The sequence below is a fragment of the Neobacillus sp. K501 genome, assembly GCF_053749995.1.
In genome coordinates, this window is sequence record NZ_JBSLYA010000003.1 from 279,412 (window position 1) to 295,021 (window position 15,610).

The following is a 15,610-nucleotide window of genomic DNA, read 5'->3' on the forward strand; positions in this document are numbered from 1 at the left end:
TCGCTACCATTTCTTCCTTTTCCCGTTCTTCCAGATACAGGTTTCTACATATCGTCACCCTTTTTAAATGATTGTATCCAAAATCAAAAATGAAAAGGCCTTTGTAAAAGGCCTTTTGTTATGATACTTGTATTTCTGCACTAATGGCTGTAGTTTTAGCGGGGAATAAAAATCCTAATAAAATGGTGATGAAACTTAAGCTTAACGCATAGAGAAAGATATTCTTCATTCCGAGATGGATATTGGCTGCATGATTGATGATCAGTCCCATGATTGTTACCCCAATAGAGGTTCCGATATTCCTTAGAAACATTTGTAGAGAGGTAGAGACGCCTTTAATATTGGGTTCTGCGAATTCTTGGGAGGCAATTGTTCCAACTGCAAACAGTAAACCAAAGGAAAATCCTTGAATCGTCAAGATGATGAATAAGCTTGTGTAGGAAAGATCGTTTATATAAATATATAGAACAAGCCCTGAAAGAAACGTAATAAAACTACCTGCAAGCATTAATGGTTTATAACCAAAACGAATGATCCATTTGCCTGCTGGAGTGCTTCCGAACATCCAGCCGATAGCAATGCTAAGCAAAATCAGCCCACTTTTATAGATGCTCATCCCGTTTCCTTCCTGTAAGTACAAAGGAATAAAATTTGATGTCCCAAAAAAGGACAAGCAGTAGAATAACATAAACAGATTGGTCATCAATATCCCCCTGTTTTTAAACAATGAAACAGGCAGGAATGGATGTGGTTCTTTTCTCTCAATCAAAACAAATAAGATCATACCAATGATTCCAGCCACAACATACCAAAGCCCTTTACTGACATTTGTTGCCAACAACAGGAGCGTGATCGAAATTCCAAATAAGAAGAAACCTTTGAAGTCGATATGCGATTTCTTAAATTCTAGTTGTTCTTTAAAAGGGATTAGGCAAAGTACGGTTGCGATACCGATCGGAATATTGATAAAGAAAATCCATCTCCACGTTAACACTTCGACGAAAAATGACCCAAGTACAGGACCAATAATGGAGGAGATTGCCCAGATACTGCTGAATACGGCTTGGATCTTTCCCCTTTTTTCAATCGAAAACAAATCACCAACGATAATCATCGATAGAGGAATCATCCCACCTGCCCCAAGTCCTTGTATCCCACGGTAAATAACCAGGGTTACCATCGAATTTGCCATGCCACAAAGAATCGATCCTAGGGTAAAGATTCCGACAGCAATCATTAATAAATTTTTTCGACCATACATATCAGCTAATTTACCGTAAAGTGGAACAGTTACCGTACTAGCAAGCATATAAACAGAAAAGATCCATGCAAATAGCTCCATTTTACCTAGCTGCTCTACAATGGTTGGACTAGCGGTTTGCATAATATTAGCATCCAGTGCAGATATCAGCGTTGTAATGACCAGCCCCCAAAATACATACTTATTTCTCTTCATTCCAGACCTCCCTTTTGCAAAAACAATTAATACTGGTCTATTTTAGCAAAATCTAATTTTAGTAAGCTATCTTTTTGTATTATGAGAGTCAATAGAGCTTAAAAAATCTCCAATGATATTCATATATTCTTCAGGTTCTTCGATATAGGGCATATGGGCACTGTTTTCAAATACATGAAAACGAGAATTTGGGGTAAGACCACTGAAAAATATGGTTGATTCTGGAGTAGCCTCATCAAATCTGCCACATGTATAAAGCGTTGGACATGTGATTTCTTTTAATTGGTCCGTGCAATCAAATGTTTTCAAATTTCCCTTCACAGTAAATTCTGATGGTCCCCACATGATATTGTATACTTCGTCATTTCTGAATTTTAATCCTTTATTTAACCATTCTGGACGTGGATTTAATCGACAGACAAAATGATTATTGAAAACCTTAATTGCCTCTTCAAATTCTGGTGAATTGGTCATTCCATCTTCTTCACAGCGCTTTATTGTTTCTTGTACTTCTTTTGACAGTATTGTAAGATTTCTTCTTTGGTCTTTTTCCCAAATTGGAGCACTTAGACATGGACTTGAAAAAATAACACTTTTAACTCCTGTCGGCTGTGTAAAACAATAGGCAGCTGCAAGTGTGGTTCCCCAAGAATGCCCAAGTATATGTACCTCATTGAGGTTTAGTGCCGTTCTGATCAGACTTAATTCCTCAACAAATCGATCAATTTTCCAGAGACTCGTGTCTGTTGGGCGGTCGGATCTTCCACATCCTAATTGGTCATATAGAATAACAGGACGGTCTTCAGAGAGTGCTTTTAATTCCTGTAAGGAGTAGCTTGAGGAACCTGGTCCTCCATGTAAAATAATAACGGGTACACCCCCATTCCCTTTATCATGTTTCTGATACCAGACCTTTCCTCCCGTTACCTCAATAAATCCTTCTTCTATCATGATTGATCCCCTCAATTCCCCAATATTGTCATGACATTATTCTATCATTTTCTAGTGGAGAATGAATATTCTATTTAATTTCACCAAGCCTTAGCTTACCCAATCATAAAAAGGAATTTTCTGCCCATAATAAATTTGAAAAGGGGTGAATGGAATGGATCAAAAATATAATACAAATGATGATGCTACGGTAGAATTGAAGAAAGCACTTAGTAAATCTACTCCTAATAGAAATCCGAATATGAGCGAAGCAGAAAACAAATTGAAATACCAAGGAAAGAAAAGTTAGTAACAAATAACCCCCATTGTCCGACACAATGGGGGTTTGTCTACATGGTTGTTTCCTTTCCTTTGATGGCATGGATGATGAAGGTTCCAAGAAATATCACAATTAACATACCAAAGAATACAAATTGGTCTAGGTGAAAGCCGAAGGCAGAGGCAATCATCTTTATTCCTATTACGGCGATCAACAAAAATGCCGTAGTTTCGAATTCAGGTACTTTTTCAATCAATTTAATGAATAATTGGGCGACTCCCCGCATCATCAAAATCCCCAATACACCACCTAAAAACAGAACCCAAACTTGATTGGATACCCCGAAGGCTGCGATTACACTATCAATACTGAAGGCGATATCTAAAAGTTCTACAGCAAGAACCGTTCTCCAAAATCCCATCGGTTTGGCAGGGACTTCTTCCTCATCACTATCTTTGGTGAAATTTTGTAAAACAATCCATAATAGATAGAAACCGCCAACAATTCTGATCCAGCCTATATTGATTAAGGAAACCCCAACACCAATGGCGATGATTCGAAAGAAATAGGCGCCAAATATCCCGTAAAAAAGTGCTTTTTTGCGTTGCTCCTTTGGCAGATGTTTCACCATTACTGCTAGAACAAGGGCGTTATCTGCTGATAGCAACCCTTCAAGTATAATCAGAGTTCCGATCACACCCCAGTTGGCAGGTTCAGTTAATACTTGTTGGAAAGTCTCGAATGAAAAAAATGAACGATAACTAGAAATGATTTCTTGTAATAACTCCATCCCTTTCTCCTTTTCATATTTTTGCACTTGTCCTTTGCATCTTAATTTAAATGTATGTACAGTCTTAAGATATATGATTCAAATGACATACTAATAGGAAGAAAGCATAAAATGAGACTTTTCAATACCTAATGATTTAAAATAAAGCTAACCTTATAATGGAGGGATTTAGATGAAGAAGGTAATTGTTTATACCCAAGAAGGCTGTGGACCATGTACAGCAGAAAAGCTCTGGTTAAAGGATAAAGGTATTGCATTCGAAGAAAGAAATATTCGTGAGAATTCACAATATTTGAATGAAATCGTGGAATTAGGGGCTTCAGCGACTCCAGCAACCGTTGTCGAAGATGAAAATGGATCAGAGGTTATTCTTGGTTTTAATCAAGAACAATTGGAAAAAGTTTTAGGGCTATAAAAGGTAAAAAACCTCCAAACAATGGAGGTTTTTTACCTTTTATACCCCCCGTTTATTGCCCCAAAGTAAGGTGTGGAGCTGAGGTAGAACTTTTACATGATTAAGCTCCTGATCGAGCATGACTTTGTCGATTAGGCTTTCGTATTTTTTTAACAGATGAATGAGGAGCTCTTGATCATTTACTGTTGTGGTATCATCATTTCCTACCTGGAGGAAGAAAGGTATGTTTGGATAACGAAGATGAACCTTCTTGGCATACTCGTAATCATGGTCATCAAATACGACAACCTTTAAACTAATGTTTTGTGGAGCTTCACTTTTTTCAAGCTTTCCAATAATATCGTCTAACACATCAAATTCAGTTACCATTCCCGATGACGGAGGTTTTGGTGAGATGGTTAATTCATCAATCTCATAAAACCATTCCTGCCACCTGCTCCCCTGTGTTTCCAAACCAATCTTAATCTGATTCGCTTTTAGGATTTCGGTCAACTCATTTAAATTTTTCAATAAGGCCGGATTCCCGCCAGAAATCGTCACAAAGGAAAAATGATTGCCGCCAATTGTCTTTAGCTCTTGCCAAATTTCTTCTGCGTCCATCATACAAATATCATTTTTTCCAGAACCATCCCAGGTGAAGGAAGAGTCACACCAGCTACAGGAATAATCACAGCCGGCTGTTCGTACAAACATCGTCTTTTGACCAATCACCATTCCTTCACCTTGAATCGTTGGTCCAAAAATTTCCAATACGGGCAGCTTACTCAAGTTCCATCCACTCCCGTCTTGCTTCGGCATAGCTTGTTGGGGTTTCGTATAAGCGAACAAATTCTACCCTAGCCCCATGGAATTGTTCCTGTCTTTCTTCCTGCTCCAACGCCTCTGTCATTTTTTCATAAATCCAGACGACCATGTTTTCTGCGGTCGTATTCATCGGCGGTAGTGTTTCATTCAGGTATCGGTGGTCAAGGTGAATTTCAATTTCATTTTTCCAAATGTCCTTAATATCGCCAAAATCCATCATTAAGCCACGTTCATCGACAAATCCACTTATGCCAAAGATCACCTTATACGTGTGCCCATGAAGATTCTTGCATTTCCCTTCATAACAATGTAAATGGTGTGCTGCATCAAAGGTAAATTCTTTACTGACAAGTACTCTTTTAGCATGATATTTCAACTGATTACGGTTGATACCTTCATCTATTTTCTGGAGTTTATCGACAATTCGAAATCCATACATATGCTTACAACCCCTTCCGAGAAGCTAAATATTGGTCGAGGCCTCTTTTTCTTAAGACACAAGATGGGCATTCACCGCAGCCGTCCGCAATAATCCCGTTATAACAGGTTAATGTCTTTTCTCTCACAAAATCTAAGGCATTCAACTCATCAGCTAGCTGCCAAGTTTCAGCTTTATTTAACCACATTAATGGTGTGTGAATCACAAAGTGCTGATCCATGGATAGATTTAAAGTGACATTTAAGGATTTGATAAAAATATCACGGCAATCAGGATAACCGCTAAAGTCGGTTTCACAAACACCCGTAACGATATGCTTTGCCCCAACCTGACTAGCTAACACACCGGCAAATGACATGAATAATAGGTTACGACCTGGAACAAACGTAGATGGTAACTCACCATCTTCCCCATCTTTTACTTCGATGTCTTGACGCGTTAAGGCATTAGGAGCAAGCTGGTTTAACAATGACATATCTAAAATATGATGCTCTACGCCAAGTTGACTTGCGATATTTTTGGCACACTCGATTTCAGCGGCGTGCCTTTGATTGTAATCAAATGTTACGGCAATGACTTCCTCAAAACGTTCCTTTGCCCAAAATAGACAAGTTGTACTATCCTGTCCCCCGCTAAAAACGACGACAGCCTTTTCTTTTTTCACAATGAAACTCTCCTTTTAAACAGAAAAAACAGCACTACTAAAGAAAGCAGTCCTGTCCTCCTTAGTTTTTTTCAGAGGGTAGCTAGAACCTCTACCGCATATCGCGGAATTTTTTATAAATTTCCTCCATCATTCTACCCTTTTTTATTGTTTTTGTCGACAAATGATTTCTGTTTCATCTATCATTTTCGAATTTAGCAATTTTAGATATAATATTGTTTATATCATTTGCATCAAGAAAGGTAGCCTATATGCTTTTAAATAAAGATATTTTGATGAAGTTTATCACGTATAGTTTCGTCGGTTTTATTTGTACACTTATCTATTTTATTTCCGTCTTTATATTTGTAGAACTATTCGACAAAGACCCTGTTTATGGATCAACCATGGCGTTTATGATCATGACCGTTTTCTCGTTTCTGTTAAACATCAAGTATACCTTTGGGGGGTATTTCACCTTTAATAAGTTATTCCGCTTTATCATTGTTTCTATAATCGGATTTATCCTAAATTTTGGAATTATGTACACAGTCTGTGAAGTACTGTCATTTCATTATTCAATTGGTGAATTGGTTACCATTTTGGTGATCCCGCTCGTCAATTTCACGTTAAATAATTTTTGGACATTTAAATAGATCTTAATGGATGCTTTACATCCCCTTCATACTATCTTAAAGTTCCTCACTTATGATGAGTAGGTAAGAATAATAAAAAAAGGGATGATAAACATGTATTTAAAGAAGCTTTCCGAAAATAGATTAATAACGATTGAATATTTTTCCAATGGTGCTTTACAACGCTTCAAAGGTCGTGTGTTTCGCTTGAATTTATTGGATCAGATTCTTTGGTTAAGAGATGAAAAACAAAAATCCATTGCGATCCATTTATCCTGTATTCGGCAAATACAGTAATGATCCAGATTAAAAATCTCTGTTTTTCATATTCTAAAAACAGATTAAATTTTGGAGGGTATCTATGTTTTTATCCGGTCCTATTTTGGCTGCACTTTTAGGAATGCTGATTGCACAATTTGTAAAAATTCCGATTCATTTTTTGACCACTCGGGAATTAGATTGGAAGCTGATGTTTAGCACAGGAGGAATGCCAAGCTCGCATACAGCAACGATAACTTCCTTAACCACTGTGATAGGAATGTTAGCGGGCTTTAAATCAAATGAGTTTGCGATTTGCGTCGTGGTTTCTGCCATTGTCATGCATGATGCCATGGGTGTCCGCAGACATGCCGGCTATCATGCAGAAATATTAAATACTTTATTAGCGGATTTTAATCAGCTGATTGAAACATTAAAAGACCCGAATTTGAAGAAACCCGAGTCTAGAGAAAAATTAAAAGAATTGTTGGGCCATCAGCCGACGGAAGTATTTTTCGGAGCAATTACCGGTATTATTGTTGGCATATGTACCTACTATCTTTATCCGTTTTAACCCTACTTACCTGCAATGACTTTCTGTTTGAAGGAATGATTTAACACGCTGGAATTCCAATACGCCATTCCCATTGCGCCTAACAATAATAATCCTGTGACAATAAACACCATTTGGACGGGGAAAATTCCACCAAGATAGCCGCCGATCATCGGACCAATCATCCCGCCAAGCTGGGTAGCGCTTTGGTTTAAACCAAAGGCACGTCCTCGAAAATCTTCTGCTGTCGTCTTAACTACAAGACCATTTAATGCCGGGAAGACAGCACAGAAAAAGATTCCAAAAATAAAGCGAGTAATCGAGAATCCCCAAATATTACTGAAAATTACCTGGGCGATCATGCCGATCCCACCGCCCAATAAGCCGATGAAAAGAACACGTTGAAAACCAACTTTATCTGACCATTTCCCCCAATAAGGGGCAAAGATGGCACTGGCAATCCCGGGCAGTGAGAAGACAATCCCCGCTAATAAGGATGCATGTGCGGTTGAACCGCCCAAATCAACGATATATAGCGGTAGAACAGGTTCAATTGTCAGGATTGAGCATGCGGTCACACAGGTTAGAGCTAGGACTAGCATGAAGGGTCGATTGGCTAAGGCTAGCTTGAAGTCATTTCGGATTGAACCAGGGTCCTTACTTGGCGTGAAGTTTTCCTCTTTTACCCAAAATATGACGAGGAGAGTTGACACGAGCACAATGATGCCGGCACTGGCAAAGGCCCAGCGATTCCCCACTAAAGTCGCAATTCCCCCACCTAATAACGGACCTAAAATTCCTCCTGATGCCGAAGCTGTTGAAATAAGCGATAAGGCATAGCCTACCTTGTGATTTGGTGTATTCGTGCCAATTAAGGCGATAGCACCTGGAATAAATCCGCTTAACAAACCTTGTGTGATGCGTAGGGCTAATAGTTGATAAGGATTGGTGACAAACGCTGTTAAAGTATAGACAAACACGAGGACAAAGCCCGCCCTGATTAACAATGGTTTTCTCCCGTATTTATCTGCCACTCTGCCCCAGAATGGTGAGGCAATCGCTCCGGCAAAAAAAGCCGCACTAAATAATAAACCTGACCACAATTCGGTATGATCATGAACCCCAATTTGCAACAGAAAAATCGGCAGAAACGGGATAACCATGGAAAAGCTGGCGGAAGTAAAAAACACGCCAATCCAAAGTACCCATAAATTACGTTTCCATGTTTCCAAGATGTCCATCTCCTAATGATAACGACCATTTTTTAATATTGTAATAGTATCACAATTCTAAATTATTTTCATTCCCGAAATATTAGATTATAGAAATAAATGAAAGTAAAAAAATGACCAGTCATACCCGGTCATTTTTCATATAAGCTATTGATCAAAAAAACTATGTCTTTCTACTTTACAAACCCGTAAGGAGAAATTTTTGTACCACTCCGTTTTACCTCGTTGTTGTGCAACTTGATGGGCAGCGTTTTGCTTCCAATACGTTATGGCTTCAAGTGATTTCCAATAGGAAACGGTGATTCCTAATTCTTCATCACGGGCACTTTCCACCCCTAGAAAACCTTCCTGTTGGGCGGCTAACTCCACCATTTTATCAGCCATTTTGGCATATCCGTTGTCGCCTTCGGTTCTTTGTGATGCAAAAATCACTGCGTAATATGGCGGCTCAGGAGTTATGACAAGGTTGCTCATTTTTCTTCCTCCTTCCATTAATGTCGAAACATCGATTGGTCTCCGATTCTTCCATTCTGTTCTCTATCTGTAACCATTTCCCCTTTATTCCAAATTTAAAAAGTTTCTTTGGAAACATCTAATACAATTTTACCTGTACTTTGTCTGCTCTCGATTAATTGGTGTGCTAATATGGCATCTTTTAGTGGGAATTGCTTGCCAATATGTAATTTTAAGGAATCTTCACTAATCAGTTTTAGTACTTTCGCAGCCGTATTTATTAAAATTTCGGGTCTATTTTTTCTTGTTGTCCCTAAACTGAATCCGAGAACGGAGCGACAGCTAGAATGTAAATCACTCGTTTTGAAGGTACCTTGCTTTCCACTTGAATTTCCAAATTGAACTAACCGGCCATATTGGGCTAAACAGGAAAGGCTTTTTTCTGTTGTCGCCCCTGCAACAGAATCCAATACCACATCTACCCCTCTGCTGTCTGTTATCTCATTGACGATATTCGGAAAGTCTTCTGTTTCGTAGCAAATAACTTCGTCTGCCCCGGCCTGTATGGCTATTGCTTCTTTTTCCTTAGAGCCAACTGTTCCAATAATTTTCTTGGCTCCGAGGCTTTTTGCTATTTGAATCGCAGTAGTTCCGACACCCCCTGCAGCAGAATGTATTAAAATCGTTTCACCTCTTTCTAATCTTGCAATATCGACTAGTAGTTTATAAGAAAGAAAAGAAACAGTTGGACAGGCAGCTGCAACATCGAATTGTATGTTATTTGGAAGTAAGTAAGTTAAATTGGCATCTGCGGCAACATATTCTGCATAAGAGCCAGTCGATGGAAAAGCGATGACTCGATCACCTAGCTTGATATCTTTCACATCTTTGCCAATCTCCACAATAACCCCTGCACAATCAAGACCAGGGATAAATGGAAAAGTTTGATTACCCTTATTTCCATACCTGGATTTAACATCGGCAAAATTCACACTGCATTTTTCAACCTTTATTAACACTTGGCTATTTTTTATTATAGGCATTTCTATATCGGTATATTTCATCACTTCTGGCGGTCCAAACTTAGGGATAATGATGGCTTTCATAATAGTCCTCCTTTTTTTATAGTTGAAACATCTACTATTTCTCTACATAATTGGAATTTCCTTTTTATTTGCATAAGTAGGTTTATAAAGGTCATTTTATCTGTTTCTTCATAAAGGATGTCCTTTATCATGCAATGGAAGGAATGAAATGACCTTCAGCTGCTTCTGAAGGTCATTTTCTCTTGTTTAACTATTAAAATTTATTCATCATTGTATTTGAAATTAGGTTGTTCGTTTCAGTTGTTGATCTTCAATTGTATAGACACAATCAGCAACTCGCTCGATAAACCTTCGATCATGGGAGACAAGGATGACGGTTCCTTCGTATCCCTTTAAAAAACGTTCCAAGGCTTCGATACAAAATACATCTAAGAAGTTGGTTGGCTCATCTAAAATAATGACGTTGTATCTGCCAAGAAATAGTTGACATAATACGAGACGAATGGCCTCTCCGCCGCTTAACTCACGGACATTTTTACGAATATCATTTCCTGTAAAATTCATAGCATGGAGCACAGAGCGGATCATTCTTTCTTCATAGTCACTTCTCTCTTTCATATAGTCGATCAAAGATTCATCTTTATCAAATTGATAGCCCAATTGTCCATAAGTTCCGATAACCGCTTTAGGAGAGACGACCAGCCCATCTCCTTGCTGAATGATATGGTGTAGGAGTGTGGTTTTCCCTGAACCATTATTCCCGGTAATGGAAATTGTCTTACCTAATGGGAATTGGAAACTAACCTCCTTGAGAAGTGTTTTTTCTCCGGCTTTTAATGTTAAGCGGTCAGCCATAATCGGAAACTTATTGTGGAGTTGAAGGGCATTTGACTGTGGAAAATGTAAGCTCCTCTCCACTTCTGGTGCCTCTGCCTCTTCCAGCTGTTTTACCCGTTGTTCAATCGCCTTGGCCGCACGTTGAACGGCTTTTTGACTCGTTTCCTTTGATTTGGTCATAAACATTTTATTGGCCTTCGCCTTAGTTTCCTTTTTTGAAATATGACCATTGGCCTGTGTGATTTTATCCGCCTTTTTCATCTTATCTTCTGCGGCTTTTAAAAGTCGAGTTTTTTCCTTTATATACTTTTCATGTTGTACTTGTTGTTGTTTTCGTTCTAGTTCTTTTTGGGCCGTATAATCGGAATAGTTGCCTGTATATTCCACTACCTTGCCGTTTTCCACTTCCCAAATCTTTGTCACGAGTTGATCTAATACAAAGCGGTCATGGCTGATAAGCACTAGTGCACCATAGTAATACCTCATTTCTTCAATGAAAAACTGTGTACCTGCTGCATCTAGATGAGTGGTAGGTTCATCCAGTATTATTGCTTCATGATAGCTTGAAAAAATACAAGCTAACTTTAAGCGTGTTTGTTCACCGCCGCTATAATTTTCTATTTCTGTCTGTGGGATCGATAGTTTTCCTACTAAATCATAATTTATTTCACTTTCCACTGGCACGGAAAGTTGGTCGAAATAGGCAAAGTCCGTAAAGCGATGAACTTGCCCTTTATCAGGAGTGATTTGACCATTTATCACCTTTAATAACGTACTTTTTCCAGCTCCATTTTTCCCGACTATCCCGATACGATCAAACTGATGAACGGCTAACCTCGGGATTTCTAATACCACTTGATCTAAAAATGATAGTTCTATATTTTCTAATTCTATGCAAACTTTTTCCATTTTTCATTTCCCTCCAAATATAAAAAATCACAGGCGTTCTGCCTGTGATGGAGAGTAAAGGGAAATAGACCCGGACCTTTTTATTAGGGGGCGATTAGGAGCCGTCACTAAATAAACCTTCATATCACTTAATAGGTGAAGGTAAATTAACAAATTAATAAAGAAAGGCAGAACCATCTGCCTTTCTTCACATAACATATATTCTATGAAAAATGAAGATTATTAAAAAAGGACAGACTTATCCCGTTTACTCTGCAAACACAAACAGAGCCTTTGAACGTATTCAATTACTGGTTCAAAGTTGGGAATCGAAGTCTCATTGCGTGTGTCATTTTTTAATAATCCTCCTGCATTATTTATATTACAAGATTTATGGTAATGACTGTTGTAAAGAAAGTCAAGCTTTATTTACCTATTCATTTTGTTTATAATTTTTAATTAGGTAGGATTATTCATAAAATATCATTAAATGGCTAAAAGGAGATAAAAATAATGTTTTTAGCAGAGCTCCAACAAGAGGAGAAAGAAGCATTTCTTGAGCTAGCAGCGTTGATAGCCAAGATTGATGGAAATAACTCAATTTTTGAAAATTCACTTCTGGCAGAATATAAAAAAGAAATGGGAATTGAAAATTACCACATTTGTGGACTAACAATGGAAGAAATGATCATGGTATTTAAGAGTGAACGCTCAAAGAATATTGTCTTAACAGAACTCCTTCGCCTCGTCTTTTCTGATGGAGTCTATCATGATCATGAACGAGAATCGATCCGCTTAATTAAGAAATATTTTGGTTTTCAAGCAGATGAATACGACAGTTTTAAGGATTGGATTCTTAAAATTAAAGAATTAGAGAGTTATCCAGAGTATTAATTATAAAATCAGGAACCCTTCATAGAAAGGTTCCTGATTCTATTTATAAAGTCTTCGCGTGCGCAACTGGTAAGCTCATTTCAATGGTCGTTCCACTTTGATTACTTGAAAAAGAAATCGTGCCTTGATGATTTTCTATAATTTGCATACTAATCATCAGCCCTAATCCCGTCCCATTCTCCTTCGTAGTAAAAAAAGGCTGGCCGAGCCGTTCCAAATTGGCTTTGGGTATTCCACAGCCCTGGTCAATAATCCGAATAATAATTTTTTCCTCTTCCCTGCCCTCCACTTCAATTCTAATTTTTCCGAAATCCAGCATTGCTTCGAGGGCGTTTTTTAATAAATTGATAAAAACCTGTTTTAATTGATTTTCATCACAAATAATCTCAGGAATTTCTGATAAATAATCGATTTCAATTTCAATATTATTCATAATCGCTTGGGTATCGATAAGTGTTTTAATATGATTTAGAATCTTTTTAAGGTTTTCCTTTCTAAATTTCATATTCTGTGGCTTCGATAGTAATAATAATTCACTTAAAATATCTTCAATTCGATTCATTTCAGTTTTAATGATGTTCATGTAGCTGGGATCGTTCTCATTTTTTTCGATTAATTGAAGAAAGCCTTTGATTGCAGTCAGTGGATTCCTTATTTCATGAGCGATTCCTGCTGCAAGCTGCCCTGCCACCGAAAGTTTTTCAGAATGAAGAAGCAGTTGCTGTGTTCGCTTTTTCTCCGTTACATCTCTGATGATGATGTGTCTGGCTGGTTCGTTCTCATAGATGGCAGGAATCGTGGTTACTTCGACTTCGATTGTTTTTCCATCAAAGCCAATAAGCTTTTCCTCGATAAAGTCTGCTTTGTTACCACCTTCTGACACTTTCGCATGCTGTTTAACGATATCAATATAATCAGGGTGAACAAACTCAAAGATATTTTTCCCGATGAGATCATCCTTATTGTTCGCACCTAATAGATTTATAGCGGTTTGATTTGAAAAGACAATTTGATCGTGTTTGGCGATAACAACCGCATCTGGTGAGTGTTCCACAATATCTCTGTAAGTTTTTTCACGGTTCTCAATCTCGACTTCTGCTTTTTTTCTCTCCGAAATATCTCGAAAAACGCTGATAATCTCAGAGACCTCGTTGTTCTCATCGAAAATCGGTCTGCATAGCGTTTCGAACCAAATATAATAGCCAAACCGATGCTTAATACGGAAAGAAACACGTCCGTTCCCCTCGCCGTTGATCACAATTTTTCTCGTCTCCATTACACGATCAAGATCTTCGGCATGGATGATATCATTTATATCATTTTCAATTAACTCATCTGAAGTATAGCCAAGGAGTTCCTCACAATAGGAAGAAACAAATAGGAATTTCCCCTCGATAGTAGAACGGGTTAAAATATCTAATGAATTTTCGGTGAGAAGTTGATAATAGGACTCTTTCTCCTGCATATTTCTTCGATTTTGTTTTATTTCTGTTATATCTTTAGCTACTCCATAAACACCAACAATTTCATCCTTCACTACGATGGGATAGTTGGTGATATTTAAATCGATCAATTCACCGTACTTATGGAAGACTTGACAATCGAAATTCTGTAACTTCCCTTCAAGAGCTTTATAGAAGAAGGAAAGCCCCCTATCTAAATGCTCTAAAGTTAGGAGTTTCATATAAGTAAATTTAGCTAGTTGTTCAGGTGAATAACCGAATATTCTCTCACAAGCTGGATTTAAAGCAATCATGTAACCGTCTAAATCCATCACATAAATAGCATCCGCATCACTGGCAAACAAAAAGTCGTATTGCCTCATGCTTTCGTTGATATAATTCTCTAACAAAATTCTTTTATCTCTTTTTATTTTAGTGGTTGAACTATTCATATCTCTCGATTAGTTCCTTTCAGTTGTTAAATAGAATGCTAAATTCAGGATTGGTTACCTATCTATCAAAAAAAAGTTTGCTTAAATAGTAAAAAAGCTATATATCTATTATCCCATTTATATTTTAAATCTAATTGTGAATATTTTCAAATTCACACTGAAAAAAATGCATGATATTGAAAAAGCTAAAATAAATTAGATTAATAATATGACACAATTCTGAAAGAGTGAAGAAAATGGACGCTATTACTTTTAAAGCATATGCCCTCGCAAATGAAATTGATTTAAACAAAATTGCCGTTCACTGTGGGATCCCGAAGAAGTTCACTTGGGAAGAGCCGTTAATACTCAAAGGTAAAATCTTAACATCCATTCTCAAGAAAAAGGTCGACGAGTCGCAAATGGTTCTCGTTTTTTCTTTTGGCAGCGTAGTTTTCATTAATCACTCACAAGTAGAATACATGAACGACATTTTTCAATACCTTCAAACCTTCGAGTCTGATATTGATTTAAAAAATGTGAATCGTTATAGCGATGATTACAGCCTTCATGTCAAAGAAACAGAAAACATCGAATTGACCGATGAATACGTTGTTGTTCCCAATTACGAGCCATTCTATCCTGAATTAATTTCGACCGTTCTGGCAAAATCTGTAGCCCTCGAGAAAACCGAAGAGCAACTTGGGAAAATTCATGATAAGCTGGAACATATGATTGATCGGCTGGAAAAAGGAAAATTACGGATTGGCAACAAAGAGCTGGCAAGAACGACGGCAACAATCGTTCGGCACGAATATAACACGCTTGCTTATATCATGATTCTCGATAAACCGGATATTACCTGGACAAGCAGTTGTGCTGGAGAATTTTATGATCGAATGATGGAATTTTTTGAACTAAATGATCGTTATAAAATTCTCAAAAGCAAAACAGAAATTTTATATAATATTATGGATGGTTTTTCAACCATCAGCCATTCGATTCGGGGGCTTTTTGTGGAATGGATTATCGTCTCACTAATTGTGTTTGAGATTATCTTAACCATTTTACAAATCATTGGCTGGATTCCTTAATCCCTAACTCGTATAAGAACTGCAATAAGCAGTTCTTATTTTTTTATGGTTGTCATTGAAAAATAATTTAAATTTTCAATTGTTGTGGTA

The 15,610-nt window shown here is 37.6% G+C and carries 19 protein-coding genes and 1 riboswitch; of the genes, 7 read left to right on the forward strand and 12 right to left on the reverse strand.

Annotated elements, in window-relative coordinates; genetic code table 11:
* Window positions 1-118 precede the first annotated feature (118 nt).
* Together ACWM35_RS09380 and ACWM35_RS09385 are read right to left on the reverse strand one after the other, a co-directional pair.
* The gene (locus ACWM35_RS09380; protein ID WP_454817627.1) at window positions 119-1,456 is read right to left on the reverse strand and encodes an MDR family MFS transporter; all 1,338 of its coding nucleotides are present in this window, start codon (window positions 1,454-1,456) and stop codon (window positions 119-121) included.
* A 66-nt stretch (window positions 1,457-1,522) separates the two neighbouring features.
* Window positions 1,523-2,407, reverse strand: a complete 885-nt coding sequence (locus ACWM35_RS09385; RefSeq protein WP_454817629.1) for a proline iminopeptidase-family hydrolase — start codon at window positions 2,405-2,407, stop codon at window positions 1,523-1,525.
* Window positions 2,408-2,561: 154 nt separating this feature from the next.
* Here ACWM35_RS09385 and ACWM35_RS09390 point away from each other — a divergent pair, with 154 nt between their 5' ends.
* Window positions 2,562-2,696 carry a hypothetical protein gene (locus tag ACWM35_RS09390; RefSeq protein ID WP_454817631.1) on the forward strand — a complete coding sequence of 45 codons (135 nt, stop codon included), beginning with the start codon at window positions 2,562-2,564 and terminating at the stop codon, window positions 2,694-2,696.
* 40 nt (window positions 2,697-2,736) lie between these two features.
* Here ACWM35_RS09390 and ACWM35_RS09395 read toward each other — a convergent pair whose 3' ends face one another.
* A complete protein-coding gene (locus ACWM35_RS09395; protein ID WP_454817633.1) occupies window positions 2,737-3,456 on the reverse strand; it encodes a TerC family protein in 720 nt (239 codons plus the stop codon).
* A 172-nt stretch (window positions 3,457-3,628) separates the two neighbouring features.
* On the opposite strand from ACWM35_RS09395, the gene ACWM35_RS09400 reads away from it, so the two are divergent.
* A complete protein-coding gene (locus ACWM35_RS09400) occupies window positions 3,629-3,871 on the forward strand; it encodes a glutaredoxin family protein (protein WP_454817635.1) in 243 nt (80 codons plus the stop codon).
* Between the two features lie 39 nt (window positions 3,872-3,910).
* On the opposite strand, the gene queE is transcribed toward ACWM35_RS09400, so the two are convergent.
* Genes queE through queC form a run of 3 tightly spaced genes read right to left on the reverse strand, consistent with a single transcriptional unit; the run spans window position 3,911 to window position 5,778 of the window.
* Complete coding sequence (queE, locus tag ACWM35_RS09405; RefSeq protein WP_454817637.1) at window positions 3,911-4,639, reverse strand: 7-carboxy-7-deazaguanine synthase QueE; 729 nt, start codon at window positions 4,637-4,639, stop codon at window positions 3,911-3,913.
* Window positions 4,632-5,114 (reverse strand): 6-carboxytetrahydropterin synthase QueD, encoded by a 483-nt coding sequence (queD, locus tag ACWM35_RS09410; protein ID WP_454817639.1) that lies wholly within the window; start codon window positions 5,112-5,114, stop codon window positions 4,632-4,634. Before queD ends, queE begins: the two co-directional genes overlap by 8 nt.
* Before the next feature lie 4 nt (window positions 5,115-5,118).
* Window positions 5,119-5,778, reverse strand: coding sequence for a 7-cyano-7-deazaguanine synthase QueC (queC, locus tag ACWM35_RS09415; protein ID WP_454817641.1), 660 nt, complete (start codon window positions 5,776-5,778; stop codon window positions 5,119-5,121).
* 55 nt (window positions 5,779-5,833) lie between these two features.
* A riboswitch (PreQ1 riboswitch) is annotated at window positions 5,834-5,876 on the reverse strand.
* A gap of 153 nt (window positions 5,877-6,029) precedes the next feature.
* Here queC and ACWM35_RS09420 point away from each other — a divergent pair.
* The 3 genes from ACWM35_RS09420 to ACWM35_RS09430 all read left to right on the forward strand — a co-directional run bounded on the left by ACWM35_RS09420 (window position 6,030) and on the right by ACWM35_RS09430 (window position 7,224).
* Window positions 6,030-6,413 carry a GtrA family protein gene (locus tag ACWM35_RS09420; protein ID WP_454817643.1) on the forward strand — a complete coding sequence of 128 codons (384 nt, stop codon included), beginning with the start codon at window positions 6,030-6,032 and terminating at the stop codon, window positions 6,411-6,413.
* A gap of 93 nt (window positions 6,414-6,506) precedes the next feature.
* Window positions 6,507-6,689, forward strand: coding sequence for a YolD-like family protein (locus tag ACWM35_RS09425; RefSeq protein WP_454817645.1), 183 nt, complete (start codon window positions 6,507-6,509; stop codon window positions 6,687-6,689).
* A gap of 64 nt (window positions 6,690-6,753) precedes the next feature.
* The gene (locus tag ACWM35_RS09430) at window positions 6,754-7,224 is read left to right on the forward strand and encodes a divergent PAP2 family protein (RefSeq protein ID WP_454817647.1); all 471 of its coding nucleotides are present in this window, start codon (window positions 6,754-6,756) and stop codon (window positions 7,222-7,224) included.
* 2 nt (window positions 7,225-7,226) lie between these two features.
* Here ACWM35_RS09430 and ACWM35_RS09435 read toward each other — a convergent pair whose 3' ends face one another.
* From ACWM35_RS09435 to ACWM35_RS09455, 5 genes are all read right to left on the reverse strand, one after another.
* Complete coding sequence (locus ACWM35_RS09435; protein ID WP_454817649.1) at window positions 7,227-8,435, reverse strand: MFS transporter; 1,209 nt, start codon at window positions 8,433-8,435, stop codon at window positions 7,227-7,229.
* 147 nt (window positions 8,436-8,582) lie between these two features.
* Window positions 8,583-8,909 (reverse strand): antibiotic biosynthesis monooxygenase family protein, encoded by a 327-nt coding sequence (locus ACWM35_RS09440; RefSeq protein ID WP_454817651.1) that lies wholly within the window; start codon window positions 8,907-8,909, stop codon window positions 8,583-8,585.
* 95 nt (window positions 8,910-9,004) lie between these two features.
* Window positions 9,005-9,994, reverse strand: a complete 990-nt coding sequence (locus ACWM35_RS09445; RefSeq protein WP_454817653.1) for a quinone oxidoreductase family protein — start codon at window positions 9,992-9,994, stop codon at window positions 9,005-9,007.
* 222 nt (window positions 9,995-10,216) lie between these two features.
* Window positions 10,217-11,680, reverse strand: coding sequence for an Msr family ABC-F type ribosomal protection protein (locus ACWM35_RS09450; protein ID WP_454817655.1), 1,464 nt, complete (start codon window positions 11,678-11,680; stop codon window positions 10,217-10,219).
* A 287-nt stretch (window positions 11,681-11,967) separates the two neighbouring features.
* On the reverse strand, window positions 11,968-12,012 hold the full coding sequence (locus ACWM35_RS09455) for an erythromycin resistance leader peptide (protein WP_142301762.1): 45 nt from the start codon (window positions 12,010-12,012) through the stop codon (window positions 11,968-11,970).
* Window positions 12,013-12,172: 160 nt separating this feature from the next.
* On the opposite strand from ACWM35_RS09455, the gene ACWM35_RS09460 reads away from it, so the two are divergent.
* The gene (locus tag ACWM35_RS09460; RefSeq protein WP_454817657.1) at window positions 12,173-12,553 is read left to right on the forward strand and encodes a hypothetical protein; all 381 of its coding nucleotides are present in this window, start codon (window positions 12,173-12,175) and stop codon (window positions 12,551-12,553) included.
* Between the two features lie 43 nt (window positions 12,554-12,596).
* Here the strand turns inward: ACWM35_RS09460 and ACWM35_RS09465 are convergent, their stop codons facing one another.
* The gene (locus ACWM35_RS09465; protein WP_454817659.1) at window positions 12,597-14,405 is read right to left on the reverse strand and encodes a PAS domain S-box protein; all 1,809 of its coding nucleotides are present in this window, start codon (window positions 14,403-14,405) and stop codon (window positions 12,597-12,599) included.
* Between the two features lie 278 nt (window positions 14,406-14,683).
* On the opposite strand from ACWM35_RS09465, the gene ACWM35_RS09470 reads away from it, so the two are divergent.
* Complete coding sequence (locus ACWM35_RS09470) at window positions 14,684-15,520, forward strand: RMD1 family protein (RefSeq protein ID WP_454817660.1); 837 nt, start codon at window positions 14,684-14,686, stop codon at window positions 15,518-15,520.
* The last annotated feature ends 90 nt before the right edge of the window (window positions 15,521-15,610 follow it).